Source organism: Segeticoccus rhizosphaerae (assembly GCF_005222685.1).
In the GTDB taxonomy this organism is placed as follows: domain Bacteria; phylum Actinomycetota; class Actinomycetes; order Actinomycetales; family Dermatophilaceae; genus Segeticoccus; species Segeticoccus rhizosphaerae.
Genome location: NZ_SWMA01000004.1, coordinates 183,167 through 207,547 on the forward strand (window position 1 = coordinate 183,167; position 24,381 = coordinate 207,547).

Annotated in this window: 24 protein-coding genes; 11 read left to right on the forward strand and 13 right to left on the reverse strand. The window is 70.8% G+C overall.

What is annotated here, in order from left to right:
- Positions 1-12 precede the first annotated feature (12 nt).
- The 3 genes from FCN22_RS05080 to FCN22_RS05090 are packed head-to-tail and all read right to left on the reverse strand — an operon-like array spanning position 13 to position 2,256.
- A complete protein-coding gene (locus FCN22_RS05080; protein WP_137120444.1) occupies positions 13-246 on the reverse strand; it encodes a lipoyl domain-containing protein in 234 nt (77 codons plus the stop codon).
- Positions 243-1,268: an alpha-ketoacid dehydrogenase subunit beta gene (locus FCN22_RS05085; protein WP_137120445.1), complete on the reverse strand. Its 1,026-nt coding sequence runs from the start codon at positions 1,266-1,268 to the stop codon at positions 243-245. Before FCN22_RS05085 ends, FCN22_RS05080 begins: the two co-directional genes overlap by 4 nt.
- A gap of 13 nt (positions 1,269-1,281) precedes the next feature.
- Positions 1,282-2,256 carry a thiamine pyrophosphate-dependent dehydrogenase E1 component subunit alpha gene (locus tag FCN22_RS05090; protein ID WP_137120518.1) on the reverse strand — a complete coding sequence of 325 codons (975 nt, stop codon included), beginning with the start codon at positions 2,254-2,256 and terminating at the stop codon, positions 1,282-1,284.
- A 229-nt stretch (positions 2,257-2,485) separates the two neighbouring features.
- Between FCN22_RS05090 and FCN22_RS05095 the strand changes: the two genes are divergently transcribed.
- Together FCN22_RS05095 and FCN22_RS05100 are read left to right on the forward strand one after the other, a co-directional pair.
- A complete protein-coding gene (locus tag FCN22_RS05095) occupies positions 2,486-3,208 on the forward strand; it encodes a VOC family protein (RefSeq protein ID WP_137120446.1) in 723 nt (240 codons plus the stop codon).
- A gap of 69 nt (positions 3,209-3,277) precedes the next feature.
- Positions 3,278-4,078, forward strand: coding sequence for a MerR family transcriptional regulator (locus FCN22_RS05100; protein WP_202911403.1), 801 nt, complete (start codon positions 3,278-3,280; stop codon positions 4,076-4,078).
- A 94-nt stretch (positions 4,079-4,172) separates the two neighbouring features.
- Here the strand turns inward: FCN22_RS05100 and FCN22_RS05105 are convergent, their stop codons facing one another.
- The 4 genes from FCN22_RS05105 to FCN22_RS05120 are packed head-to-tail and all read right to left on the reverse strand — an operon-like array spanning position 4,173 to position 10,765.
- On the reverse strand, positions 4,173-5,918 hold the full coding sequence (locus FCN22_RS05105; protein ID WP_137120447.1) for a thiamine pyrophosphate-binding protein: 1,746 nt from the start codon (positions 5,916-5,918) through the stop codon (positions 4,173-4,175).
- Between the two features lie 58 nt (positions 5,919-5,976).
- On the reverse strand, positions 5,977-6,747 hold the full coding sequence (locus tag FCN22_RS05110) for a cyclase family protein (protein WP_137120448.1): 771 nt from the start codon (positions 6,745-6,747) through the stop codon (positions 5,977-5,979).
- A 1-nt stretch (position 6,748) separates the two neighbouring features.
- Positions 6,749-9,127 (reverse strand): bifunctional salicylyl-CoA 5-hydroxylase/oxidoreductase, encoded by a 2,379-nt coding sequence (locus FCN22_RS05115; RefSeq protein WP_137120449.1) that lies wholly within the window; start codon positions 9,125-9,127, stop codon positions 6,749-6,751.
- 3 nt (positions 9,128-9,130) lie between these two features.
- Positions 9,131-10,765 carry an AMP-binding protein gene (locus FCN22_RS05120; RefSeq protein ID WP_137120520.1) on the reverse strand — a complete coding sequence of 545 codons (1,635 nt, stop codon included), beginning with the start codon at positions 10,763-10,765 and terminating at the stop codon, positions 9,131-9,133.
- Between the two features lie 130 nt (positions 10,766-10,895).
- Between FCN22_RS05120 and FCN22_RS05125 the strand changes: the two genes are divergently transcribed.
- Positions 10,896-11,747, forward strand: a complete 852-nt coding sequence (locus FCN22_RS05125; protein ID WP_137120450.1) for a PaaX family transcriptional regulator — start codon at positions 10,896-10,898, stop codon at positions 11,745-11,747.
- 266 nt (positions 11,748-12,013) lie between these two features.
- Here FCN22_RS05125 and FCN22_RS05130 read toward each other — a convergent pair whose 3' ends face one another.
- On the reverse strand, positions 12,014-12,553 hold the full coding sequence (locus FCN22_RS05130) for a DUF1697 domain-containing protein (RefSeq protein ID WP_137120451.1): 540 nt from the start codon (positions 12,551-12,553) through the stop codon (positions 12,014-12,016).
- Positions 12,554-12,688: 135 nt separating this feature from the next.
- Between FCN22_RS05130 and FCN22_RS05135 the strand changes: the two genes are divergently transcribed.
- Complete coding sequence (locus FCN22_RS05135; RefSeq protein WP_137120452.1) at positions 12,689-13,171, forward strand: helix-turn-helix transcriptional regulator; 483 nt, start codon at positions 12,689-12,691, stop codon at positions 13,169-13,171.
- On the opposite strand, the gene FCN22_RS21845 is transcribed toward FCN22_RS05135, so the two are convergent.
- The 4 genes from FCN22_RS21845 to FCN22_RS05150 all read right to left on the reverse strand — a co-directional run bounded on the left by FCN22_RS21845 (position 13,128) and on the right by FCN22_RS05150 (position 16,015).
- Positions 13,128-13,706 carry a TIGR03086 family metal-binding protein gene (locus FCN22_RS21845; protein ID WP_202911404.1) on the reverse strand — a complete coding sequence of 193 codons (579 nt, stop codon included), beginning with the start codon at positions 13,704-13,706 and terminating at the stop codon, positions 13,128-13,130. The genes FCN22_RS05135 and FCN22_RS21845 overlap by 44 nt on opposite strands.
- Complete coding sequence (locus tag FCN22_RS21850) at positions 13,703-14,203, reverse strand: SRPBCC domain-containing protein (protein ID WP_202911405.1); 501 nt, start codon at positions 14,201-14,203, stop codon at positions 13,703-13,705. The genes FCN22_RS21845 and FCN22_RS21850 overlap by 4 nt, the downstream gene beginning before the upstream one ends.
- The gene (locus tag FCN22_RS05145; protein ID WP_137120453.1) at positions 14,200-14,556 is read right to left on the reverse strand and encodes an ArsR/SmtB family transcription factor; all 357 of its coding nucleotides are present in this window, start codon (positions 14,554-14,556) and stop codon (positions 14,200-14,202) included. The genes FCN22_RS21850 and FCN22_RS05145 overlap by 4 nt, the downstream gene beginning before the upstream one ends.
- Positions 14,557-14,716: 160 nt before the next feature.
- Positions 14,717-16,015, reverse strand: a complete 1,299-nt coding sequence (locus FCN22_RS05150; protein ID WP_152187035.1) for an FUSC family protein — start codon at positions 16,013-16,015, stop codon at positions 14,717-14,719.
- Between the two features lie 384 nt (positions 16,016-16,399).
- On the opposite strand from FCN22_RS05150, the gene FCN22_RS21565 reads away from it, so the two are divergent.
- Both FCN22_RS21565 and FCN22_RS05155 read left to right on the forward strand, forming a co-directional pair.
- The gene (locus FCN22_RS21565; RefSeq protein WP_152185036.1) at positions 16,400-16,906 is read left to right on the forward strand and encodes a hypothetical protein; all 507 of its coding nucleotides are present in this window, start codon (positions 16,400-16,402) and stop codon (positions 16,904-16,906) included.
- 97 nt (positions 16,907-17,003) lie between these two features.
- A complete protein-coding gene (locus tag FCN22_RS05155; protein ID WP_202911406.1) occupies positions 17,004-17,732 on the forward strand; it encodes a DUF1990 family protein in 729 nt (242 codons plus the stop codon).
- Positions 17,733-17,797: 65 nt separating this feature from the next.
- Here the strand turns inward: FCN22_RS05155 and FCN22_RS21855 are convergent, their stop codons facing one another.
- Positions 17,798-18,907, reverse strand: coding sequence for a DUF1990 family protein (locus FCN22_RS21855; RefSeq protein WP_202911407.1), 1,110 nt, complete (start codon positions 18,905-18,907; stop codon positions 17,798-17,800).
- 99 nt (positions 18,908-19,006) lie between these two features.
- Between FCN22_RS21855 and FCN22_RS05170 the strand changes: the two genes are divergently transcribed.
- The 5 genes from FCN22_RS05170 to FCN22_RS05190 all read left to right on the forward strand — a co-directional run bounded on the left by FCN22_RS05170 (position 19,007) and on the right by FCN22_RS05190 (position 24,375).
- Positions 19,007-19,246, forward strand: coding sequence for a hypothetical protein (locus tag FCN22_RS05170; RefSeq protein WP_137120455.1), 240 nt, complete (start codon positions 19,007-19,009; stop codon positions 19,244-19,246).
- A 67-nt stretch (positions 19,247-19,313) separates the two neighbouring features.
- Positions 19,314-20,696 carry a cryptochrome/photolyase family protein gene (locus FCN22_RS05175; protein WP_137120456.1) on the forward strand — a complete coding sequence of 461 codons (1,383 nt, stop codon included), beginning with the start codon at positions 19,314-19,316 and terminating at the stop codon, positions 20,694-20,696.
- A gap of 120 nt (positions 20,697-20,816) precedes the next feature.
- Entirely contained in the window at positions 20,817-22,913 is a 2,097-nt protein-coding gene (locus FCN22_RS05180; RefSeq protein WP_137120457.1) for an MMPL family transporter, read from the forward strand.
- A 2-nt stretch (positions 22,914-22,915) separates the two neighbouring features.
- Complete coding sequence (locus tag FCN22_RS05185) at positions 22,916-23,380, forward strand: SRPBCC family protein (protein ID WP_238384532.1); 465 nt, start codon at positions 22,916-22,918, stop codon at positions 23,378-23,380.
- Positions 23,377-24,375 (forward strand): SDR family NAD(P)-dependent oxidoreductase, encoded by a 999-nt coding sequence (locus FCN22_RS05190; protein ID WP_137120458.1) that lies wholly within the window; start codon positions 23,377-23,379, stop codon positions 24,373-24,375. The genes FCN22_RS05185 and FCN22_RS05190 overlap by 4 nt, the downstream gene beginning before the upstream one ends.
- Positions 24,376-24,381 lie beyond the last annotated feature (6 nt).

Sequence of the window (24,381 nt, forward strand, 5' to 3'; positions counted from 1 at the left end):
GGCGAGTTGCGGCTACTCGATCCGGGCGATCGGCGTCCCCTGTCGCACGGCCGCCTCCTCCTCGACGAGTAGGCGCACGACCCCGGCGACCGGTGCCGGCACCTCGGCCGACACCTTGTCGACCTGCACCTCGGCCAGCAGCTGGTCGGCCGACACGGAGGCGCCGTCGGAGACGAACCAGGTGGACAGCACCCCCTCGGAGTCTGGCGTGTCCTTGGACAGTGGGGGAAAGAGCACGTCGGTCACAGCACTGCCTTGATCGCCCGCTCGATCCGGTCCTGCCGGGGGAGCACCGTGTACTCGAGATCGTGGGCGTAGGGGATGGGCACGTCCGGGACCGCGACCCGCTGGGCCGGGGCCCGCAGCATTCCAGGGTCGGTCTCGGCGACCGTGGCCACGATCTCGCCGGACACGCCATACGACAGGTAGTCCTCGTCGACCACCACGAGGCGGCCGGTCTTGCGCACCGACTCCAGCACGGTGTCCCGGTCCAGCGGCACCAGGCTGCGCAGGTCGATCACCTCGGTGTCGACGCCGTCCTCGGCAAGCTTGTCGGCCACGTCGAGGCTGTGGTGCACCGACAGGGACAGGGTGACGACGGTGACGTCGCTGCCCGGCCGGACGACCTTGGCCTCCCCGATGGGCACGACGTGCTCTCCCTCGGGGACCTCGTCGGTGCTGCGGCGGTTCTTGGCCATCCAGGGCAGCCCCATGACGCCCTTGTGGAAGAGGTAGACGACCGGGTTGTCGTCCCGGATCGCCGACGTCATCAAGCCCTTCGCGTCGGCCGGGTTGCTCGGCACCACGACCTTCATGCCCGGGAGGTGGGCAAAGGTGCCCCACAGGCACTGGGAGTGCTGCGCGCCGTCGGAGTAGCCGCCGCCGACCGCGGTGGTGAGCACCATCGGCACGGTGACGTTGCCGCCCGACTCGAAGTGGATCTTGGCCATGTGGTTGTAGATCTGGTCCAGGCAGACGCCCATGAAGTCGGCAAACATCAGCTCCACGATGGGGCGCATCCCCTCGACCGCGGCGCCGATGCCGAGGCCGATGAAGCCGGTCTCGGAGATCGGGGTGTCGATGATCCGTCCGGGCCCGTACTTGTCGAGCAGGCCGGTGGTGGAGCTGAAGATGCCGCCGTAGGCACCGACGTCCTCGCCCATGTAGAACACGGACTCGTCTCGGGCCATCTCCTGGTCGATCGCCTCGACCATGGCCTTGGACGTGGTCAGCCGGCGGGTGCCCTGCGGCGTCTCGGTGATCGTCATGTCTGCTGCTCCCTCACGCGAAGACGTAGTCGGTGGCGGTGGACGGGTCGGGCACGGCGCTCGCCTTGGCGAACTCGATGGCGTCCTCGACCTTCGTGGTGGCGTCGGCTGCGGCCTGCTGGACCAGCTCGTCGTCCAGCACACCGGCGTCGCGCAGCCGCTTCTCGTAGATCGGGATCGGGTCGTCCTCGTGGACCTTCTCCCGGTCCGGCCGATAACCCTGGGCGTCGCCCTCGAAGTGGCCCCACAGCCGCAGGGTGTGCACCTCGAGCAGGGACGGGCCCTCACCGGCACGAGCACGCGCGACCATCGGCCGCGCCGCCTCGTGGACGGCGTCGACGTCGTTGTCCTCCACCCGCTCCCCTGGTATGCCGTAGGCCGTCGCCCGGACGGCGTTGGAGTCCACCGCGGTCGACAGGTCGCGGGGCACGGAGATGCCCCAGTCGTTGTCCTCCACGACGAACACCACGGGCAGCGCCCAGAGCGCGGCGAGGTTGAGGGCCTCGTGGAAGGCACCGGCGTTGGCCGCGCCCTCGCCCGCGACGGCGACCGCCACCCGGTCCGTCTTGCGCCGCCGGAAGGCGAAGGCCTGTCCCAGTGCCGCCGGGAAGCCCTCGGCGACGATCCCCGAGCAGGAGAAGTGCGTCGCAGGGTCGAAGAGGTGCATGTGACCGCCCCGGCCCTTCCCGAGCCCGTCGACGCGGCCGAAGATCTCGGCCGTCATCGCGCGCAGGTCCACGCCGTGCGCGATCGCCAGGTGGTGCGGTCGGTGGGCGGCGGTGATCGCGTCGTCGGCGGTGAGGTGGGCGCAGACCCCGGCCGCCACCGGCTCCTGACCGGCAGACAGGTGCATCTCGCCGGGTATCAGGCCCTTGCCGATGTCGAAGCCCGGTCCCTTGTCCGCGTGGTATTCGCGCAGGATCGCCTCCTCGTAGGTGCGGCAGAGCACCATCGTTCGGTAGAGATCGAGCCTGGCCTGCGGCTCCATGGACTGTCCCGGGGACGCCGCCCCGGACGATGAGCTGGATGGGGCCTGAGTCGTCATGCCAACCTCCGGGAGAAGCGTGGGACCACTCACGTTAGCCCGGCCGAAACCCCCTGCCAAGGGCTCACATCGGCGCACCGCTGACCACTCTGGGGCGAAGGACCGCGCGCCGGCGCAGACCGGGCGATCAATGTCGTTGCAGCGAATCTGCCGGGCGCCGTAGCGTTCACGGATGACGTCTAACCTCGTGGCTCTCGCCTTTGACGCGCACGAACCCCGCGAGCTGGCCCGCTTCTGGGCCGGGCTGCTGGGGCGTGAGACGGTCGACGACCCGGACGGCGTCTTCGTGCTCCTGCCGACGAGGGAGACCGAGTTCCGGCTGGAGTTCGCGCACAGCGACGAGCCGAAACGTCAACCTAACCGGATGCACCTCGACCTGACCTCGACGTCCGACGACGACCAGCAGGCGATCGTGGAGCGTGCGCTGAGCCTCGGGGCCCGACACATCGATGTCGGTCAGCGGCCCGAGGAAGGGCACGTGGTCCTGGCTGACCTCGAGGCCAACGAGTTCTGCGTGATCGAGCCCGGCAACAACTTCTTGACCGACACCGGGGTCATCGGGGCCCTGGCCAGCGACGGGACCCCGGCGGTCGGATACTTCTGGAGCGAGGCGCTGGCCTGGCCCCTGGTGCGGGACCAGGCCGAGGAGACCGCCATCCAGTCACCGCAGGGCGGCACCAAGATCTCGTGGGGAGGGCCACCGGTGGCGGCCAAGCTGGGCAAGAATCGGCTGCACCTCGACATCGCGCCCCCGGCCGGAGCCGACCAGCACGCCGAGGTCGAGCGTCTCGTCGCACTGGGCGCGACCCGGATCGACATCGGCCAAGGCGACGTCAGCTGGGTGGTCATGGCCGATCCCGACGGCAACGAGTTCTGTGTCCTGACGCCTCGCTAGCGGGACCAGCCCGGTGGACGCGGAGAAGAGACTTGACCCTGACGCGGCGTGAGGCGACACGGTAGGGACATGACCGAGATGGCACAGGTGACGAGGCGGGCCGGCGAGCTGTTGACCGTGGGTCAGGTGGCGGACCGATTCGGCGTGACGGTGCGGACGTTGCACCACTACGACGCGATCGAGCTGTTGCGACCGAGCGAACGCAGCACCGCCGGCTACCGCCTCTACACCGACGCGGACCTCACGCGCCTGCAGCACGTGGTGGTCTACCGGCGGCTCGGGTTCGCGCTCGAGAAGATCGCACTCCTCATCGACGACCCGGACGCCGACGTCGCCGAGCACCTGCTCCGTCAACGCGCAGCGGTCATGTCCCGGCTGGACGAGATGCGCGGTCTCGTCGCGGCCATCGACCGAGCACTGGAGAACGAGATGAACGACAAGCCCGCCACCGAGCAGGACATGAGGGAGCTGTTCGGCGACAACTTCGACGACGCCCAGGACGAGGCCCAGCAGCGCTGGGGCGACACCGACGCGTGGAAGCAGAGCCAGCAGCGCACGAAGAACTACACCAAGGCCGACTGGGCGGAGGTCAAGGCCGAGACCGACGAGCTCAACAGCGCCTTCCTGCAGGCGTTCCGGTCGGGCGAGCCGGCCACGAGCGAGGCGGCGATGGCTGCAGCCGAGGCGCACCGGGAGCACATCAACCGGCGCTTCTACGCCTGTGACCACGCCTTCCACCGCAACCTCGGCGACCTCTACGTCAGCGACCCGCGCTACACGTCCACCTACGACGAGTCGCTAGAGGCTCAGGGCCTGTCGCAGTACGTGCGGGACGCCATACACGCGAATGCCGACCGGCACGCCGAGTGAGGATCGCAGCGGACCGTGCTCAGCCCAGGCCGCTCCCGGGGTACCGGTGAGCGGCCTGGGCTGAGCAAAGCGGCCCAGGGTGAGCACACGGGGGTCAGTGGCCGCGGAAGGCCTCCTCGAGCCACCAGGCCGGCTCGTCGGGGGTCACCTTGGCGTCGATCAGCAGCGGGGTGTCCCGCGACCCGTCGAGCCACTCCCTCACCGGGCCGAGCTCGTCCACCGCGGTGACGGTGACCGCGCTGAAACCGTGGCCCCGGGCGATCGCCGCGATGTCGGTCGGCGGGAAACGCACCGTGTCGAGCGGGTCACCGCCCGGTGCGAAGTGGTGCACCTCGGCGCCGTAGGCGTCGTCGTTGTAGACCACGACCACCATCGGCAGGCCGAGTCGCGCCACCGTGTCGAGCTCGGCCGCCGCCATCATCAGCCCGCCGTCGCCGAGCGCCGCGACGGGCAGCCGATCGGGCCTCGCCAGCGCCGCCCCGATCGTCGTGGCCAGCCCCAGCCCGATCGACTGGTAGGCCTGCGTGAAACAGAATCCGAGCTCGTCCGGCACGTCGAGGAACATGCTCGGGTAGCCCATGAAGTTGCCCGAGTCGACGCCGACGACCCGCTCCGCCGGCAGCAGCTCGTCGAGCGCGATCGTCAAGGTCCGCGGGTCGATCCGGCCCTCGGCCGACTGGTCGACATAGGGCACGTCACGCCAACGTCCCGAGGCCGCCAAGAGCTCGCGCGCCGCGTCGGTGCGATAGCCGTATGCCGTGTGCCCACCACCGTGGTCGCCTGCACCTTCGGGTGTGGGCACCATCGGCTCGCCCCGTGGCGTGCCGACCGGACCGCCGGGAGGGGCGCCCGTGCGAGACAACTTCTCGAGGGCCGCGGTCGCGGTCAGGGCAACATCACCGAGCACGCCGAAGGTGAGCTCGCATTGGGCGCCGAGCGATTCGGACGTGTCGTCGACCTGCACGACCGTGGCGTCCGGCCCGATGAGCCGGCCGTGCCGCATGGTCCACATGTTCAGCGAGCAGCCCCACCCGACGATCAGGTCGGCTCCGTGGATCAGCTCTGCCGCCGCCGGGGTGGCGAATCCCCCTGACACGTCGAGCGACCAGGCGTGGTCGTGCCAGAGACCCTTGGCGACGGCTGAGGTCGCGAGCAGCGCCCCGCACCGGTCCGCCAGCGCACGCACCGCGGCCGCTGCGGCCGGCGCCCTCGAGCCGCGACCCGCCACGAACACCGGCCGCTCCGCCCGTGCGATCGCCTCGGCAAGGGTGGCCACGTGCTCCGGGCCCGGCGGCGCCGCGGGCTCCGGAGCGGGCAGTGCCAGCGCAGCGAGGGCCGCGTCGTCCCAGCTCTCCGGCGCCGGCCGCCCCTGGACCTCCAGCGGCAGGTTCAGCAGCACCGTGCGGCGCTCGTGCAGCGCCAGTGCGGCGGCTGCGAGGGCCTCGTCGACGGCGGTCTCGGCGGACGTGATCCGCGCCGGCACGGCGCCCACCGCACGGGCTAGCCCGTCCTGGTCGACGAAGAAGTTGGACGACGGGTTGGTCGCCTCGGCCGCCAGCACGAGCAGGGGAGTGCGGCTCTTGGCCGCCTCGGTGATACCCGTCATGCCGTTGGTCAGCCCGCACCCCTGGTGCACGGTGAGGGCCGCGACCGAGCCGGTCATCCGGGCATACGCATCGGCCATGGTCGCCGCGCCGCCCTCGTGGCGGGCCGCGACGAAGCGGGCGCCGCCCGCCACCAGGCCGCCCGTCACATGGAAGTTGCCCGATCCGACCACACCGAAGACGTGGTCGACGCCGACCGCGGCCAGGGCGCGCCCCACCGCCTGCGCGACGTTCACCGGGCCCCCTCCGGCGCCTGCCGAGGCCGGCCGGCGGCCGTCGAGACCGACCCGTGCCTCATCGCTCGACCAGAGCCAGCACCCGCGCAGGAGAGCCGGATCCGGTCACGATGGGCAGCGGTCCGGCGATCACCACGGCACCCGTGGCCGGCAGCGACGCGAGGTTCTGCAGCTGGGTCAGACCGTACTTGTCGCTGCCCATCAAGTAGGAGTGGCAGGGGAAGGCGGGGTCGAACGAGTGGGCCGCCCCCGCGTCCGTGCCGACGGTCTCGACCCCCATGCCCAGCACCGGCGACTCCTGCGCCACCCAGCGAGCACATTCCGCCGAGAGGCCGGGGCTGTGCGGACCGGTCTCGTTGGCGTTGATCGCCGACTCCTGCGTGGTCCGCGCGTCCCACCCGGTCCGCACCAGCAGCCAGCCGCCATCGGGCAGCGGCCCGTGCTCCGCCTCCCAGGCCTTGATGTCATCGATCTCGACCAGGAAGTCCGGGTCAGCGGCGACGCGGTCGCTGAAGTCCAGCACCACGGCGGGCGCGATCAGCTTGCCGACGGGCACCGACGCGATGTCTGCGCCGTCCTTGCCGGTCACCCAGTGGTTGGGGGCGTCGAAGTGGGTGCCGGTGTGCTCGCCGGTGTGGAAGTTGTTCCAGTACCACGCGGGCCCCCGGTCGTCATACCGGCTGATCTCCTCGAGCTGGAACTGCTGGGTCTGGCCGAACTCCGGTGGCAGCTCGAGGATCGGGGTGGCTTCCGACAGGGGAGCGGTGAGGTCGATGACGCTGATCGCGCCGCTGGCGAGGGCCGCGGCGAAGTCGGACAGGGCGGACATGTCACTCCTTGGGTTCGGGTCGCCACCGGGCGTGGCGCGTTGCGTGCCCGCCCTCGCGGATGAGGGTGAGCCGGGGCTTGGGTCCGTCGCTACGGCCGGTCTGCGGCTTGCGGCGGCCGGCCCGCCACGGCAGCGGCCAGACCGCGCCGGGCCCGTCGTAGTCCTGCTCGACCGCGGCGTGCAGCGTCCAGTTGGGGTCGTAGAGGTGGGCGCGGCCGATGGCGCACAGGTCGGCGCGGCCGGCGAGCACCAGGGAGTTGACGTCGTCCCAGGAGGAGATGACACCGACCGCGATGGTGGGTATGCCGACCCGGTTGCGGATCGCATCGGCGAACGGCGTCTGGTAGGAACGCCCGAACTCCGGTTGCTCGTCGGGCGTGACCTGCCCCGACGACACGTCGATGGCGGCCGCACCTGCGGCCTTGAAGGCGCGCGCCACCGCGACGGCGTCCTCGCCGGTGATGCCGCCCTCCACCCAGTCGGTCGCCGAGATGCGCACCGTCATCGGCTTGTCCACGGGCCAGGCCGCCCGCATCGCCCGGAACACCGCGAGCGGGTAGCGCAGGCGGCCGGCGAGGTCGCCGCCGAAGCCGTCGGTGCGCCTGTTCGTCACCGGAGAGATGAAGCTGGACAAGAGGTAGCCGTGCGCGCAGTGCAGCTCGAGCAGGTCGAACCCAGCGGTGTCGGCCAGGTGAGCGGCCGTGACGAACTCCTCGAGGATGTCCCGCATCTGCTCCTCGCTGAGCTCTTCCGGCACCTGGTTGACGCCCTCTCGGTAGGGGATGGGCGACGGCCCCACGACCGGCCAGTTGCCTTCGGGCAGAGGCTGGTCGATGCCCTCCCACATCAGCTTCGTCGATCCCTTGCGCCCGGAGTGGCCCACCTGGATGCCGATCTTGCCGGCACTGTTGTCGTGCACGAAATCGGTCAGCCGTCGCCACGCCGCCGCCTGCTCGTCGCTCCACAGGCCGGTGCAGCCGGGGGTGATCCGGCCGGTGGGGGAGACGCAGACCATCTCGGTCATCACGAGGCCCGCGCCCCCGAGCGCCTTGCCGCCGAGGTGGACGAAGTGGAAGTCACCCGGCATGCCGTCACGCGAGACGTACATGTCCATGGGAGAGCAGATCACGCGATTGACCAGCTCCAGGGCGCCCAGCCGGAACGGCTGGAACATGGGCGGCGTGGGCCCCGGCCGCTCCGGCACTGGTATGCCGTCACGCACCCGCCGGGCGAACCAGGCATCCATCTGCTCCACGAACTCGGGGTCGCGAACCCTGAGGTTCTCGTAGGTGACTCGCCGGCTACGGGTCATGATGTTGAACGCGAACTGCTCGGGGTCCTGGTGGGTGTACTGGCCGAGGTTCTCGAACCACTCGAGGCTCGCCTGAGCGGCGCGCTGGGTCGACGCGACCACTGGTTTGCGCTCCGCCTCGTAGGCCTCGAGTGCGGTGTCCAGGTCGGCGTGCTCGTGCAGGCACGCCGCCAGGGCGAGCGCGTCCTCCATGGCCAGCTTGGTGCCGGAACCGATCGAGAAGTGGGCGGTGTGGGCGGCGTCGCCGAGGATGACGACGTTGTCGTGCCGCCACTGCTCGTTGCGCACGGTGGTGAAATTGATCCACCGTGAGTTGTTGGCCATCACGTCGTGTCCTTCGAGCACGTCCGCGAACAGGTCCTTGACCACCGCGATGGACTTCTCGTCGGACTCTCCGGGGAGGAACTCCCGCTCGGCGAACGCCGCGAAGCCGGCCGCACGCCATACCTCGTCGTTCATCTCGATGATGAAGGTGCTGCCGTGGGCGTCGAAGGGATAGCCGTGGATCTGCATGACGCCGTGCGGGGTGTCGCGGACGTAGAACTTGAACGCCTCGAAGACCTTGTCGGTGCCCAGCCACATGTATTTGCAGTGCCGTTGGTCCAGCGTCGGCCGGAAGGTCGCTGCGAGCTCCCGACGCACCGCAGAGTTCAGCCCGTCTGCCGCGAGCACCAGGTCGTGGCTCGCCCGCAGCTCGGCCAGCGGTGGTGCCTCGGTGCGGAAGTGCACCGTGACGCCCAGCTCGGCGCACCGGGCCTGCAGGATCTGCAACAGCCGCTTGCGGCTCATCGCGGCGAACCCGTGGCCGCCGCTGGTGATCACGGTGTCCTTGAAGTGGACGTCGATGTCGTCCCAGCGCGCGAACTCCCGCTGCATCTGGTCGAACACGACCGGATCGGCGTGCTCGATGCCCCCGAGAGTCTCGTCGGAGAAGACCACGCCGAAGCCGAAGGTGTCGTCGGCCGCGTTGCGCTCCCAGACCGTGATCTCGTGCTGGGGGCCGAGGGCCTTGACCAGAGCCGAGAAGTAGAGGCCGCCCGGACCGCCCCCGATGACGGCTATCCGCATGCCTCAGCCGTCCTGACGCAACCGGAAGCGCTGCAGCTTGCCGGTGGAGGTGCGCGGCAGGTCGTCGATGAACTCCATCGCGCGGGGGTACTTGTAGGGCGCGATCTCGGCCTTGACGAAGTCCTGCAGCTCCTTGATCTTGGCCGCCCCCGCCGCCGGGTCGCGCACGGCCTTCTTCGCGTCGTCGTGGAGGACGACGAAGGCCTTGACCAGTGCGCCACGGGCCTCGTCGGGCACGCTGACGACGGCTGCCTCGACGACGTCGTCGTGCCGCATCAGGGCCTCCTCCACCTCCGGGGCCGCGATGTTGTAGCCGGAGGAGACGATCATGTCGTCGCTGCGCGCCTGGTACCAGAAGTAGCCGTCCTCGTCGCGGATGAAGGTGTCCCCGGTGAGGTTCCAGCCGTTCTGCACGTATGCCGTCTGGCGCGGGTCGGCGAGGTAGCGGCACCCGGTCGGTCCCTTGATCGCAAGCCGCCCCGGCTCGCCGTCGGGGATCGGCTGCCCCTGCGCGTCGACGATCGCCGCCTCGTAGCCGGGCACCGCACGCCCCGTGGCGCCGGGCCGGATGTCGTCGTCGGCCGCCGAGACGAAGATGTGCAGCATCTCGGTCGACCCGATGCCGTCGATCAGCTTGACGCCGGTGGCCTCGTAAAAGGCTCGCCAGGTGGCCTCGGGGAGGTGTTCGCCCGCCGACACCCCGCGGCGCAGCGACCGGAGCTCCTGGTGGTGGTGGCCGGCGATCATGGCGCGGTAGCCGGTCGGCGCGGTGAAGCAGATGGTGGCGTGGTGCTCGCCGATCAGCCCGGCGAGCTCGTCGGGGGTGGCCTTCTCGACCAGCAGCGTGGCGGCGCCGGCCCGCATCGGGAAGACGACGAGTCCGCCGAGCCCGAAGGTGAAGGCGAGCGGCGGGGTGCCGGTGAACAGGTCGTCCGGCTCGGGGCGCAACAGGTGCTTGGAGAACGTGTCGGCGTTGGCGAGCACGTCTCGGTGGAAGTGCATCGTCGCCTTGGGCCGGCCGGTCGTCCCGGAGGTGAAGGCGAGCGTGCAGACGTCGTCGGCCGCGGTGTCGACCGCGTCGAACTCGGTGGGCTGGTCGGCGATCCGGGCGGCCAGGTCGGACTGGCCCGAGCCGGAGTACTCCACGATCCGCAACCCCGGGATGCCCGCGGCCTCGAGGTCGGCGGTGAACCGGTGGTCGCACAGAGCGAGGTCGAACGTGGCGATCTCCGCCATGGTGAGCAGTTCGCGCGGCCGCAGCAGCGGCATGGTCGGGATGACGACGGCCCCGACCTTGAGCACCGCGAACCAGCAGGCGACCAGCCACGGGTTGTTGGGTCCCCGCAGCATGATCCGGTTGCCGGGCACGATCCCGCACTCGTCCACGAGGTAGCCGGCGACCTGGTTCGCCCGACGCAACAGGTCGCCATACGTCCAGGTCTGCCCGTCGGGGGTGAGCAGGCAGCGGCGGTCGGGCCCGAACCGCTCGATCGTCGCGTCGAGCAGCTCGACGCCGGCGTTGAGCCGCTCGGGATACTGCACGTCGGGGATGGTGAAGAGGAACTCCGGCCAGAGGTCCTGCGGCGGCAGGTTGTCACGACAGAACGTGTCCACGTGGGCTGAGGGGGCGAGCTCCATCGGTGACCTCTTCGCGTCCGCGGGTGGTGTGCGCACCAGTATGCTCCGACTGTGACGACAGTCAAGAGTTCGTCATGAATGGACATCGCGCTCTCGTGACGACCGTGCCGAAGGCGCTAGGGTCATCCTCGTGTCCTCCACCGCCAGCGCCGGACCGGGGCCGAGCCCGGCTGCCGCACGGCCGCGCGCGCTCATCGTCACGATCTACGGCCTGTATGCGCGGGACGTCGGTGGCTGGCTGGGGGTCGGTTCGCTGATCCGCCTGATGGCCGCTCTTGACGTCGACGAGGCCGCCGTCCGCTCGTCGATCTCGCGGCTCAAGCGCCGGGGGATCCTCGAGCCCGAGCGGCACGGCGGCACCGCCGGCTATGCGCTGTCGGAGCGGGCCCGCAGCATCCTCGACGAGGGCGACCGAAGGATCTTCCAGCGGCCACGCGCCAGCCTGCAGGACGGCTGGATCCTCGCCGTCTTCAGCGTCCCCGAGACGGAGCGGCAGCACCGCCACACTCTGCGGTCACGGCTCACCTGGCTGGGGTTCGGCACGGTCGGCCCCGGCGTGTGGATCGCGCCCGGCCACCTGGAGGGCGAGACGCGGGACGTGCTGGAGCGGCACGGACTGAGCCGTTACGTCGACCTGTTCGGGGCCAGTTACCTCGGCTTCCGGGACGTGCGCGAGGAGGCGAGCACCTGGTGGGACCTCGACGGCCTGGATCGCCTGTATGCCGAGTTCCGCGCCGCTCACGGACCGGTCCTCACCCGGTGGCGGCGCCGGCGCGGCCCCGACGACGAGCAGCAGGCCTTCGCCGACTACGTCCGTGCCCTGACTTCCTGGCGTCGGTTGCCCTTCCTCGACCCCGGCCTCGCGACCGAGCTGCTGCCCCGCGACTGGACCGGAACGCGCGCCGCGGAGCTCTTCAGCGCCCTCCGGGCGAGACTCGAGAGCCCCGCCCGCAGACACGTGGACGAGGTCTGTGGCGGCTGAACGCCCGCGCGGAACCCTAAGCTGCGGTACTGCCAGTGCCTGGACCAGGGCGGGGCCCCTTCGGCGGACCGGAGCGAGCGCTCGGGGCAGTTCTGCGCGAGCTTGTCGAGCTTGGCCGTCGCCACCCGCAGGATGACCGAGCCGCTCTGGGCGGGGATGCCCAGCGCGCAGGCGATCGTCTCGTCCGCGTGCCCCGCGTCGCGCAGCCGCAGCCTCAGTACCGACTACTGAATTGTCGACATCTGACGAGCACGGACCGTCGAGGATCAGGCGTCCAGCATCGCGGCGAGCTTGGTGACGGTGTTCCAGTTGCGGCCGGTGGCAACCACCCCGGTCTGCTTCTCGAGCCAGGCGGAGGCCGGTGGCGCGGCGAGGACACCGTCGGGGCACCACTGGTACATCACCCGCTCGCCCAGGGCGATCCGCCCGGGGTCGAGCGATCTCGGGTCGTGGGCCTCCAGCAGGGCCGGGTCGGGGTCGGCGGACAGGAAGTGGGCCAGCAGCTTGGCGCCCGCGGTCGCCCTCTCCGGCCACGGGAGCCCGGCGATCGTCGCGCGCAACTGGTCGCCGGACCGGGCGACGCATCCGACCTCGAGGCCGTGCCGGTCGGCCAGGGCCCGCTGCACCCGGGTGGCAACCCGCTCGGGCGACGTGCGCGTCGCGGAGACGACCGCGTTGCCGCTGTTCAGGTGGGTCCGCACGTCTTCGTAGCCGAGGTCGGACAGCAGGGCGCGCAGGTCCGCCATGGCGATCCGCTTGGCCCGGCCCACGTTCACGCCACGCAACAGCACGACATACCGGTTCATGGGCGTGATTCTCGCAGGCGCGGTGCGGCCACGGGGCGCTGCGGGCGGTCAACCGGTCAGGAATCGAGAAGCACACGGCATGCGATCGTCCCTAGCGTTCGGGTCATGAACTGCATCGCTGCGTACCATGAGGTGATGATCCGCGAGTTCGCTCCGACCGCGGCCGTCCCTGCTGCGGCACGCCCCGCCTCGCCGCGCCTGAGCGACCTCGCGTTGTTGCGCCGGGTGCGCGACCGCATCGACCGCGACTATGCGCAGCCCCTGGACGTCGAGGCACTCGCCCGGGGCGTGCACGTCTCGGCAGGACACCTCAGCCGCCAGTTCCGGCTGGCCTACGGAGAGTCGCCCTACTCCTACTTGATGACCCGGCGCATCGAGCGTGCGATGGCGCTGCTGCGCCGCGGCGACCTCAGCGTCACCGACGTCTGTTTCGCGGTGGGCTGCTCCTCACTGGGCACCTTCAGCACTCGCTTCACCGAACTGGTGGGTGTCCCGCCCAGCGTCTACCGGCGCGAGGAGGCGACGGCCACCGCGGGGATGCCGCCGTGCCTGGCCAAACAGGTCTCGCGACCGATCAGGAACGGGCGGGTGGGCGCCACAGCGGATCACGACCGATGAAGGCCACCAGCCGGTCCTGGGCCGTTGCGTCGTCCGGCACGGGCACCCGAGCGCCGTACTGTCCACTCTCGCGGAGCATCTGGTCGAGCGGCTCCATCCCTGCCAACAGGTTCGCGCACTCCGCCTCGTCGAGCCGGTCGTCCTGGTGGGTGGCGCGGGCGAGGTCCCACGTGTGCATGAAGACGTCGCTCGTGTAGAACTGGTCGATCGCGACAGCCAGGGGCACGTCGCCGGTGTGCGGGTTGGACAGTGACCGGTCACCGGGCTCCTCGACGAGTTCCTGCACAGCTGCTGCGTGGACTGCCCACGCCCCCGCGGGATCGGTGCTCGTGGACGGGCCTGCCGGCAGCTCGACGCCAGCACCCGAGGCGAGGAAGGCCCGGCTCCACTCGAGCAGGTGGTCGAGGACGTGACGTGCCGTCCAGCCGGCCACGGGGGCGGGTGAATCCCAGTCGCCGGGCGCGACGCCCGCGACGGCGGAGCCAAACCGCTGCGCAACGCGACGGTGCCGCTCCGCGGCGGCACTGTCGCTCACAACGCACCTGCGGCGAGCAGACCGTCGAGCTTGGCGTAGCCCTCGTTGATGCCGACCTCCATGCCACTGGCGAGCATGCCGTCCCGGGCCTCGAGGTTCTCCACCACCGCGGTGCTGACCATCCGAGTGCGGCCGTGACCGAGGTCCTCGAAGGTCATGGTCTCCAACGAGACTCCTTCGGGCATGCCCTCCCAGGTGAAGGTCTGCACCAGGCGGTCGCTGCCCACGTAGTGGAACGATCCGTAGAACCAGAACTCCTCGCCGTCCCGCGAGCAGCAGTAGCGGTAGCTCCCGCCCGTCCCGGTCACCCACCGGTCGATCCGGACGTCCATGCCGTTCGGACCGATCCACTGGACGAACAGGTCGGGATCGGTGTGCGCCCGGACGATCTGTTCGGGGGTCGCCTCGAAGTCGCGGGTGATCCTCACCACCGGCAGGTCGGGGATCGCCTCGATGGTCGCCTCCGCGTGGTTGGTGCCGTGCTGCGTGGTGGTCATGATGCTGCTCCCTGGTCGTGGCTTCTGATGGTCCTGCCCTGCATCTGCGCGAGGACCGCGTCCAGACGCTGGTAGCGCTCCTCGGCCTCGCTGCGGTAGCGCTCGATCCACTTGGTCATGAGGTCGAACACTTCCGCCTCGAGATGGCACGGTCGGCGCTGCGCGTCCCGAGTGCGGGTCACGAGACCGGCGTCCTCGAGCACCTTGAGGTGCTTCGAAACCGCCTGCAGCGACACGTCATACGGCGCTGCAAGTTCTCCGACGGTGGCGTCCTGCGCGGCGAGCCGAGCCACGATGTCGCGTCGGGTCGGGTCCCCGAGCGCTGCGAAGACCCGGGAGAGCTGGTCGGCCATGTCGTCGTCCTTCTCCTCAACCTTTTGGTTGATCACGAGGATAGGCCGCCACTCCAAGGCCCGTCAACCAAATGGTTGAGAACGATGCGGGGGGGGGGGGTTCGCGCACGGGGTAGCGCGTCCACGCCAGCCCGGGGACGGCGCGCGCCGGCGGCCGCGGTCAGGGGCGCCTGCGACCCCGCATGAGCGCGCTCACCCGGCCGCGCACCGGCCTGCCGAGCCTCTGGCCCGTCTCTGCGACGGTGCGCGGCAACCACTCCAGGCCGGGGCGCGGGTTCCATGCGGAGGTGGCCTGTTCGGGATGCTCCAGGTCGAGCTGCCGCAGGACGTGGTCGATGGAGACGAGCATCGAGCCCTGGAGCATCCAGGTGCCGCTGTCGACCTGCGCGTCGACGTCGATCATGGTGAGCTCGGTCAGGATGGCCCGTGTCTCGGCGACGAGCTCGGCCAACCGGTCGCGGGCCTCCTCGGCGGACTCGGCCCGGTCGCTGGCGATGAGGTCGCCGAAGACGTCCAGCGCCTGGCTGAGCGAGTCCACCACCACCGAGAAGGCGCGGCGCAGCTCACGGGTCCGGTCGTCGCGGGCTCTCGGCGTCGTGGTCTCCTGCTTGATCACCACGATGAGGGCGCGCTCGGCCGATCGGCACTGGTCCAGCCGTTGCAGGCCGACCCGCAGCTCCGGATGGATGCGCAACGCGGCGAGGGCTCGAGGGTTGAGCTTGCGCCGCTCCTCGACGACGTCGACGGCGTCTGCCGCCTCGGCCAGCTCCCGACCGATGTCGTCCAGGGAGCCCAGCCACTCGTCCGCCTCCTGCGGAGCCGGCACTCGCGAGGCGAGTGCGTCGGCGACCCGGTCCAGCAGGGCCGCCTGAGCACGGGCAACGCCCCGGACCGCATGCCGGGCGCGGGTGTTCGGGATGGTGACCGGCACCAGCAGGCTGATCACGATCCCCACTCCGGCGCCGACGAGGGTGTTCATCACCCGGGTCTCGGCGGCCAGGCTGTGCGAGGCCACGCCGAGGATGAGCATGGCGCTGATCGCGGCCTCCAAGGACTGGGGGCCGAGCCGGAGCACCCGCGCCAGCACCAGCGCGACGGCCACCACGGCCCCCAGGCTCCACCAGGCCAACCCGAAGGAGGACGAGACCCCGATCGCCAGCAACACACCGGTCAGCACCGCCCCGACACGCACCAGGCCCATGCGCAGCGTGCTGACGGTTGACGCCTGCACCACCAGCAGGGCGGTCAGCGGTGCGGTCAGGTCGATCACAGGCGAGTGGAGAGCCGCCGAGGCGAGGTAGGCCAGCACTGCCGCGCCGGTCAACCTGCTGACCTGGGCCGTCGCCGGTCGAAGCGTCGACGGGATGTCCGACCAGCTGCGGGGCGCACCGGGCCAGATGCGTCGGACCAGCCGCCGCAGGCGGTGGCGCAGCCGTGACCACAGCTCTTCCCGACGCACCGGCCCAGCATGGCACCCCCCGGCAGCCGGGCGCGGCGTAGGCGGGGCCGGGCCGGCGGGGGTCAGACGCGGCGCTGAGCGTTGCCCGACGCCGACGCCGACGCCGGGTCGTCGGTCGGGTGACAGCGTGGAACCGGTGACTGCGGGTAGTAGAGCCACGGCAAGGGAAGGATCATGATGACGAGGTCGACAGACGCCACGGCCGTTGCGTCGGCGGCGGCCGGCCGCTGCCTTGCGCTGATCTTCGGAGCAGCCGCTTCGCTGCGACGCGGGCGGCCTCTGCACCCCCAGGGCCGGACCTACGAAGCGATACTCCAGCGTGTTGGCGCCGACACGGGAGTGCCGTGGCTGGACGAGACCGGACCGGTCAGAGTCCTGGTGCGCATGTCACGCGCCATGGGCCTTCCACCCGGACTCCCGGACATCTACGGCATGGCGGTACGCATCCCGTTGTCCGACGAAGAACGCGATGACGGTGACACGGGCCAGGATCGCGGTTGGGCCGACCTGCTGTTTGCCTCGACCGGTGAGAACGCGCTCGGCCGCTTCGTGCTCCGGTTGCGTCCGTCGTCGGCTGTCGGCCCGCTCACGACCCTCCTGCCCGTGCGCACCCCGGCCGGTCCGCTCCTGCTGCGCCTGGCGCCGCTCACACCGTCTACCGGGGACCACCTCACGCCCCCCTTGACCATGTCGGTCTCGTGCGCCTTCGGGACGGGCCGGTGGATGCCGTTGGGCACCATGCAGTTGGGCGCCGAGGTCACCGACCACGAGCACGACCGTCACGATCCCATCCGGCACCAGTTGCCGGGCACGGAGCAATATTCCTGGGTGGAACGGCTGCGGGAGCCGGCCTACCGCTCAGCCAGACGCCGCGGCCCTCTCGACGTCTGACTCCGCTCAGCACACACCGGCTCACCGGCCGGGCTCGACGTCAGCGGTGTGGGCCCTCGACTCGCTGGGTCCTGGTCGGCGCCGTAGAGTTCCGGAGGTGAAGGTGGGCTATCGGAACTGGTTTGGTCGGGTGGACCACCGAGGGGCGCTGGAAGACCTGCGGACTCGTGAACCCAACTTCCGGGACGAGGAGCTGGCGCAGCCCGGTTGGCACCACGACCTGCACCGCAGCCGCCTGCCCGACGAGTTGCCCGGCGACCCGCAGCCGGGTGGTGCCTGGGAGCTGGCCCGTCGGCTGATTGACATCTACGAGGCCCCGGAGCCCTCCATCATCAGGGGTGCGTATGCCGCGGCCAGCCCCCTGATCGGCCGCGACATGCTGCTGGAGGCGCGCTTCTACGGCCTGCACTTCTCCATGGGGGTGCGGGTGACCCACGTTATCGATGAGCTCCGCGACGACGGAACCCGCGTGTGGGGTTGGTCCTACGACACGCTGGAGGGCCACGTGGAGCGGGGCCGCATGAGCTACGAGGTCGTGAAACATGTGGACAGTGGCCACGTGGAGTTCGTGACGCGCGGGGTCTCCGAGCCCGCGCCGACCCTGGGGCCCTTGCTGCGACTGGGCTGGAGCCTGTTCGGGCGGAGGACCCAGGTGCGGTTCTATCGCCGCTGCGGCCAACGCATGCAGCGCATCGTCAGCGCCTCGCTGGAGGATGGGCATCGCTTCCCGAGGCCGGTGGTCGTCGACGGGCTGGTGCATGCGCCTTCGGATGCCGCCCCCCGGACCCGAGACCGCTTCGCGCTGCACAGCAAGCACCCGGGCTGAGGGGTCGGCGCGCAGCCCGGCCGCGCGGGCACGGATCACAGCCGGGGAGGTCGGTCAAGCCAGTGTCAGGCCAGCAGTGAGAGCAACAGGTCGGGGTCGGCCACGGTCACCGTCATGCCCGGGTGGCGCAGCCGACCGGTCGGTTCGAGGCCCGGCACCGGCTCACGGAAGGTCACGCAAACCGCGTCGTCGGCATTGGTCGCGAACGTGATGCCGCGATCCGCCAGCGACAGGTGGGCGGGCCCCGCGGTCCGCGGCCAGGAGAATCCGCCGGAGCGTTGCGCGCCCTCGATGTTCGAGCGGGCCGTGCGGAGCCGCCACGGGCCGAAGTGCACGATGAGCTCGTGTGGCGTGACGGTCACGGCCGAGGTGCTCGGGGTGATTCCGAACAACGCCGCAGCGTGCCGATAGGACGGGGCGAACCGGAACGGCAGGATGTTGACCGGGCCGGGGACACGGTTCGTCAGCCGAGTGCCCGCATCGGGCATCGGCTCGGTGGGCAGGAGTTCCTCGGGCACTTCCCGCGTGCGCACGTGCACGCCGTCTCGAGGGTGGCCGTGTGCCGCCTTGGCCGCTGCGAGGCAGAAGCGGACCCACATGTTCAGCTGGATCTCCTTGGCCAGTCTCAGGTGGCTGTAGAGCAGCCGCACCAGCGAGCTGGCGCTGCGGGCCCAGGTCTCGACCTGGAAGAGGAGGTCCGGGCCGTCCGGCTCGACGCTGAAACGCACCTGACCCGCCTCGAGGTGGCCTCGGAGGGTGGCCAGCCGCAGCACCCGAGGGGTCACCTCGACGACGCGGACCGGCCCGTCCCAGGGACCGGGCATCTGCACCACCATCTCGGTGCCGACGCTCAAGGCATCCGCGTCGTCCTTGGCGACCCCCACGACCTCCCGTGGGACGAATCGGGCGAAGTCGTCGACGATCTCGGCCATCAATTCCTCGGCGGTGCACCGAGGTTCGGCGATGTGGATGGTGAAGGTGCGGTGGAAGAGGGGACCGACGCCGTGACCCGCCAGTTGGTTGGCCTCGTCGAGCAGACCGCGTGGCAGGACCGGTGGCAGATCCTCGTCGCCGGCCGCCATGCTCTGGGACCGGTGCAGCGGGGTGGTCATCCACAGATATCGCCAGGAGACCAAACCGGTCCCGAGCATCCAACGGGTGAGCATGGTCAGCATCGGAAGTCTCCTTTGACCGGTCCGGAAGGCGGGGTCCCGTCGTGGGGGTTAACGTGATGGCCCATTACCCCACGGGGCCACACTGACACGGGAGACCTGATGGTGGACAAGACATTGCACACGCTGGGTGCGCGGAGCACACATCTGCACGTCGCGTCGCTGGGAGCGGTTGGACTGTGTATCGGTCTGTGGATCCGCGCCAAGACCGTCGACCAGGAAGAGCGCGGAAACGCGGAGCGCCGGGCGCTGTTCGTGGGCCTGTGGCCACCCACGTTGTGGCTCATCGGCGACACGTTGCAGCGCTGGGAGCATCGCCACCCCCGCCTCCGCCGCCACTGAGCGGAGCACGGACCCCGATGCGTCCAGTTCGGTCCCGCCCAGGGACGTTCCACGGTGGCGTGGCCTGATGGTAGACGCCAGCATCCTGTGGCTGCGGAGGGACCTGCGGCGACAGGACCTGCCGTCGCTCACTGCCGCGCACCGGGCGGCCGGGCCAGCGGGAGTGGTGCCCGTCTTCGTCGTCGATCCTCGCCTGTGGCGGTCGGCGGGCGGCCCCCGGCGAGCCTGGCTCGCGGCCACACTGAAGGCCACGGACGAGGCCTACGACGGGCGGCTGGTCCTGCGCGTCGGCGATCCCCGGAGGGTCATCCCGAAGCTCGCGGCGGCCGTCGGCGCCCGCTCGGTCCACATCTCGCGCGAGACCACTCCCTACGGTCGGCGGCGCGACCGGCAGGTGGCGACAACCTTGGCGGAACGAGGCGTGGAGCTGGTGCCCACAGGGACGCCGTATGCCGTGGGCCCGGGCAGCGTGCGCAAGGGCGACGGCGAGCCCTATCGCGTCTTCACTCCCTTCGCGCGGGCCTGGCGCGAGCACGGTTGGCCCCGCCCGGAGCAGCGCGTGACGACTCCGCGCTGGCTCGAGGTGGACGACGACCTCGAGGCTGTCCGCATGGTGGATCAGGCGGCGAACGGCAGCGAGTCGGCCGGCCTCCCGGTGCCGGGGGAGGCTGGCGCGCGGGAGACGTGGCAACGGTTCCTCGCGACTGGCCTTGCGGCATACGACGTCGACCGGGACCGACCGGACCGGGAGGGGACGTCGCGACTGTCGCCCTATCTCAAGCTGGGTGTCGTCCACCCGCGCACTCTCCTGGCGGACCTTGCACCACGTCTGGCACAGCACGGTGGCAACGCTGAGCGATTCGTCACCGAGCTCGCGTGGCGCGAGTTCTACGCGGACGTGCTGTGGCACCACCCCAGCTCGGCCTGGACGGATCTGCGCGAGTCACTCTCCGGGCTGCGGTATGACGAGCCGCGGGACGCGATCCACGCTTGGCAGGCGGGACGCACGGGCTACCCGCTGGTCGATGCCGGCATGCGCCAGCTGCTCGAGACGGGTTGGATGCACAATCGGCTCCGCATGGTGACCGCGAGCTTCCTGACCAAGGATCTGCACGTGTGGTGGCCGGTGGGAGCCCGCCACTTCCTGCAGCACCTCATCGATGGTGACCTGGCGTCCAACAACCACGGGTGGCAGTGGGTGGCCGGGACAGGCACGGATGCCGCACCCTACTTCCGGGTCTTCAACCCGACGGCCCAGGGCGAGCGCTTCGATCCCGACGGCGACTACGTGCGCCGTTGGGTGCCCGAACTGCGCCACCTGGCTGGCTCGGCGGTCCATCGTCCCTGGAGGGCGCCGGACGGCTACGCACACGACTACCCGAGGCGCCTGGTCGACCACGCCGAGGAGCGCCGGGAGGCGCTGCGGCGATATCAGGGCGTCGGGGCGTGACCTTCCGACCGACGCCCCCGGGAGGCCTCGCTAGGGTCCGCGTCGAGTCGGTTGACCCGTGGAGTTAATCAATCGAGCAAGGGCTAGACAATCTTTAGATAATCCCTAGACTGTCTAGCCATGCGTAGTTCAAGAAGCAACGGCCGACGGGCGAGCGGGTGGCGGTGGGCCGCACCCGTCCTTCTGGTGCTCGTCTGGCTGGCGGTCGGCGGGGTGACCGGTCCGCTGGCCGGCAAACTGAGCACCGTCCAGACCAACGACGCCGCGGCCTTCCTGCCGGCCAGCGCCGAAGCCACCCGGGTCGCGCGGTTGCAGAAGCAGTTCACCGACCAGCAGACCGTGCCGGCCGTGGTGCTGTATGCCGACCGGTCCGGGCTGGACGCGGCGGTCACCGACCGGGCCCGTGCCGACGCCAAGGCCTTCGCCGACTTCGACGGAGTGGTCGGGCAGGTGGCTGGCCCGATCCCGTCCCGGGACGGCCAGGCGGTCGAGCTCATCGTGCCGGTCGACGCGGGCTCCGACGTGGCCGGTGTGGTCGATCGGCTCCGCGCCCGGGTGAGCGCGGGCCTGCCCGGGGGTGCGCGCGGCTACGTCACGGGTCCTGCCGGGTTCACCGCAGACCTCAGTGCCGCCTTCGCGGGAATCGACGGGATCCTGCTGCTGGTTGCCGTGCTGGTGGTGCTGGTCATCCTGGTCCTGGTCTACCGCAGCCCGGTCCTGCCCTTCGCGGTGCTGATCAGCGCACTGTTCGCGCTCGCGGTGGCCAGCGGTCTCGTCTATCTGCTGGCCGACCACGGCGTGCTGACCCTCAACGGCCAGAGCCAGGGCATCCTGTTCATCCTGGTCGTGGGGGCCGCCACCGACTATGCCCTGCTGCTCACCTCCAGGTATCGCGAGGAGCTGCGTGAGCACGAGTCGCGGTTCGCGGCGATGGCGGTGGCCTGGCGGCAGTCGATGCCGCCGGTGCTGGCCTCCGGGCTGACCGTCATGGCCGGGCTGCTGTGCCTGCTGCTGTCCGACCTGAACTCGACCAGCAGCCTCGGCCCGGTGGGCGCGCTGGGAATCCTCGGGGCGCTCCTGTCGGCGCTGACCTTCCTCCCCGCAGTGCTGGTGCTCCTCGGCCGGGCCGCCTTCTGGCCCAGGGCACCTCGCTTCGGCTCGCCGCACCCCGAGCGCTCGGGGATCTGGGGCGGGGTGGCCCGGTTCGTCGGTCGGCGCCCGCGCGCGCTGTGGCTGGGCACCGGCGCGGCCCTGGTGGTGCTGGCGGCGTTCGCCCCGACACTCCAGGCCGGGGGCACGTCGCAGGACTCGCTCTTCCTGAACCCGGTCCCGTCGGTGACCGGGCAGCAGGTCGCAGCCCGGCACTTCCCCGGAGGCACCGGCAGCCCGGCAGTCATCATCGGCCCCGCCGACCGCGTCACGGCGATGGTTGCCGCCGCCGAGCAGGTGACCGGCGTCAGCCAGGTGAGTCCCGTCGGGCCACAAGGCGGCCCGGTGCAGCCCGGCCAGAAGCCGGCCACCGTGGGCGGCCTCGCCCAGGTGCAGGCCACGCTGACGTCGCCGCCCGACAGCGAGCGCGCGATCGAGACGGTGCGGTCGCTGCGCGGCGCCGTCCATGACGCGGTCCCCGAAGCCAAGGTCGGGGGAAGCACCGCGACGACCCTGGACACGCGCAGCACCGCCGAGCGCGACCGCACGCTGATCATCCCGATCGTGCTCGTGGTCATCTTCGCGCTGCTGACACTGTTGTTGCGGGCGCTGCTGGCACCCCTGCTGCTGCTGGCCACGGTGGTGCTCAGTTTTGCCGCCACCCTCGGGGTGTCCGCGCTGGTCTTCAACCATCTGCTCGGGTTTGCCGGGGCCGATCCGTCGGTGCCGCTGTTCGGTTTCGTCTTTCTCGTGGCGCTCGGGGTGGACTACAACATCTTCCTGATGTCCCGGGTGCGGGAGGAGAGCGCCCGCCACGGCACCCGTGAGGGGGTCCTGCGCGGGTTGGCGGTCACCGGCGGGGTGATCACGTCGGCCGGGGTCGTGCTTGCCGCGACCTTCGCCGCGCTGTCGGTCATCCCGCTGCTGTTCCTCGCGCAGATCGCCTTCATCGTCGCCTTCGGCGTGCTGCTGGACACCGTGGTGGTCCGTTCCCTCCTGGTCCCGGCTCTGGTGCATGACCTCGGGCCGCGGGTCTGGTGGCCGAGTCGGCTCGCGAGGGAGGATTGAGTGTGGTGCAGTGGGGGCTCGACGAAGGTGGTGGCGTGATGCAGGTGTGTCGCACCGTCGTGGTGGACCGGCCCCTCGAGCGGGTGTTTGCCTACCTCGCCGACTTCAGCCACGTCTCGCAGTGGGATCCGGGCACCCAGGAGGCGGTGCGCAGCAGCGGTGATGGCGGTGTCGGAACGACTTACGCGGTGGTCTCCGTCTTCGCCGGCCGCCGGATACCCCTGGTCTACACCGTGACCGAGGTGGTTCCGGGGAGCCGGTTCACAGCCGAGGCACAGACCAAGACCATGTCCGCGCGGGACACCATGACGTTCACAGCGGTCGGGTCGGGCACGAGCGTCACGTATGACGCGCACTTCGCCTTCTCGGGCGGGCTGAAGTATGTCGCGTGGTTGCTGCGGCCAGCGTTCACCCGACTCGGCAACGAGGCCGAAGCCGGCCTGCGGACTGCCCTGGAGGCCCTGTGACGGCCGGGGGGCGGGCCCCGGCCTGGGCCCGACTGGCCGACACCCTCCTGGACCGGAGCCTGGTGGGCGGATACTCCCGCCTGGGCATCGCCGCCCGGCGGCGACTGGCGGGCTGGCCCGCCGACCCCGCACCGGGTGCCCTGGCCGGCAGACACGTGGCCGTCACGGGCGCTACGTCAGGCCTGGGTCGCCAGACCTGTGCCGACCTGGCGGCTCTCGGCGCGGTCGTCCACCTCGTGGTCCGCAACGCCGACAAGGGCGCCGGAGTGCGCGACGAGCTGCGCCGCCGGTTTCCCGACGCCGAGCTGCGGCTGTGGCGGTGCGACGTCTCCGACCTTTCGGACGTGCGGCGGTTCGTGGGCGAGTTCGCGCGTGAGGTGGGCCGGCTCGACGTCCTGGTGCACAACGCGGGTGTGATGCCGGCCCGGCGCACCGAGTCGGCGCAGGGCCACGAGCTGTCACTCGCCACCCATGTGCTGGGTCCGCTGCTGATGACCGAGTCGCTGCGGCCGGCGCTGGCCGCGGCAGCCGGCGGTCGGGTGGTCTTCGTGACCTCTGGCGGCATGTACGCCCAGCGCCTGCCGGTGGACGACCCGGAGTACCTGGGCGGTGCATACCGCGGAGCCACTGCCTATGCCCGATCCAAACGGGTGCAGGCGTCCTTGTTGCCGATCCTCGCCGAGCGATGGGCGTCCGACCGGATCACGGTGTGCGGCATGCATCCCGGCTGGGCGGACACCCCAGGCGTCGTGTCCTCGCTCCCCGGTTTCCAGCGCGTCACCGCGCCGATCCTGCGTGACGCCGCCGACGGCGCGGACACCACGGTGTGGTTGGCCGCCACCGATCCGGCGCCGCCGACCGGCCGGCTGTGGCACGATCGACGGCCCCGGCCCGAGCACCTGGTGCCGTGGACCCGCGAGACCCCCGCGGCCCGTGAGTCCATGTGGACCTGGTGCGCCCTGTCGGCCGGTCTCGCACCGGGCACGACGGAGTAGGTGGCG

Coding starts and splice junctions, on each gene's coding strand:
- FCN22_RS05170 (WP_137120455.1), top strand. CDS start 19,007: ATGGTGGACAAGACATTGCACACGCTGGGTGCGCGGAGCACACATCTG.
- FCN22_RS05135 (WP_137120452.1), top strand. CDS start 12,689: ATGATCCGCGAGTTCGCTCCGACCGCGGCCGTCCCTGCTGCGGCACGC.
- FCN22_RS05120 (WP_137120520.1), bottom strand. CDS start 10,765: ATGGAGCTCGCCCCCTCAGCCCACGTGGACACGTTCTGTCGTGACAAC.
- FCN22_RS05115 (WP_137120449.1), bottom strand. CDS start 9,127: ATGCGGATAGCCGTCATCGGGGGCGGTCCGGGCGGCCTCTACTTCTCG.
- FCN22_RS05130 (WP_137120451.1), bottom strand. CDS start 12,553: ATGAACCGGTATGTCGTGCTGTTGCGTGGCGTGAACGTGGGCCGGGCC.
- FCN22_RS21855 (WP_202911407.1), bottom strand. CDS start 18,907: ATGCTGACCATGCTCACCCGTTGGATGCTCGGGACCGGTTTGGTCTCC.
- FCN22_RS05180 (WP_137120457.1), top strand. CDS start 20,817: ATGCGTAGTTCAAGAAGCAACGGCCGACGGGCGAGCGGGTGGCGGTGG.
- FCN22_RS05110 (WP_137120448.1), bottom strand. CDS start 6,747: ATGTCCGCCCTGTCCGACTTCGCCGCGGCCCTCGCCAGCGGCGCGATC.
- FCN22_RS05095 (WP_137120446.1), top strand. CDS start 2,486: ATGACGTCTAACCTCGTGGCTCTCGCCTTTGACGCGCACGAACCCCGC.
- FCN22_RS05085 (WP_137120445.1), bottom strand. CDS start 1,268: ATGACGATCACCGAGACGCCGCAGGGCACCCGCCGGCTGACCACGTCC.
- FCN22_RS21565 (WP_152185036.1), top strand. CDS start 16,400: ATGTCACGCGCCATGGGCCTTCCACCCGGACTCCCGGACATCTACGGC.
- FCN22_RS05090 (WP_137120518.1), bottom strand. CDS start 2,256: ATGGAGCCGCAGGCCAGGCTCGATCTCTACCGAACGATGGTGCTCTGC.
- FCN22_RS21850 (WP_202911405.1), bottom strand. CDS start 14,203: ATGACCACCACGCAGCACGGCACCAACCACGCGGAGGCGACCATCGAG.
- FCN22_RS05145 (WP_137120453.1), bottom strand. CDS start 14,556: ATGGCCGACCAGCTCTCCCGGGTCTTCGCAGCGCTCGGGGACCCGACC.
- FCN22_RS05100 (WP_202911403.1), top strand. CDS start 3,278: ATGACCGAGATGGCACAGGTGACGAGGCGGGCCGGCGAGCTGTTGACC.
- FCN22_RS05175 (WP_137120456.1), top strand. CDS start 19,314: ATGGTAGACGCCAGCATCCTGTGGCTGCGGAGGGACCTGCGGCGACAG.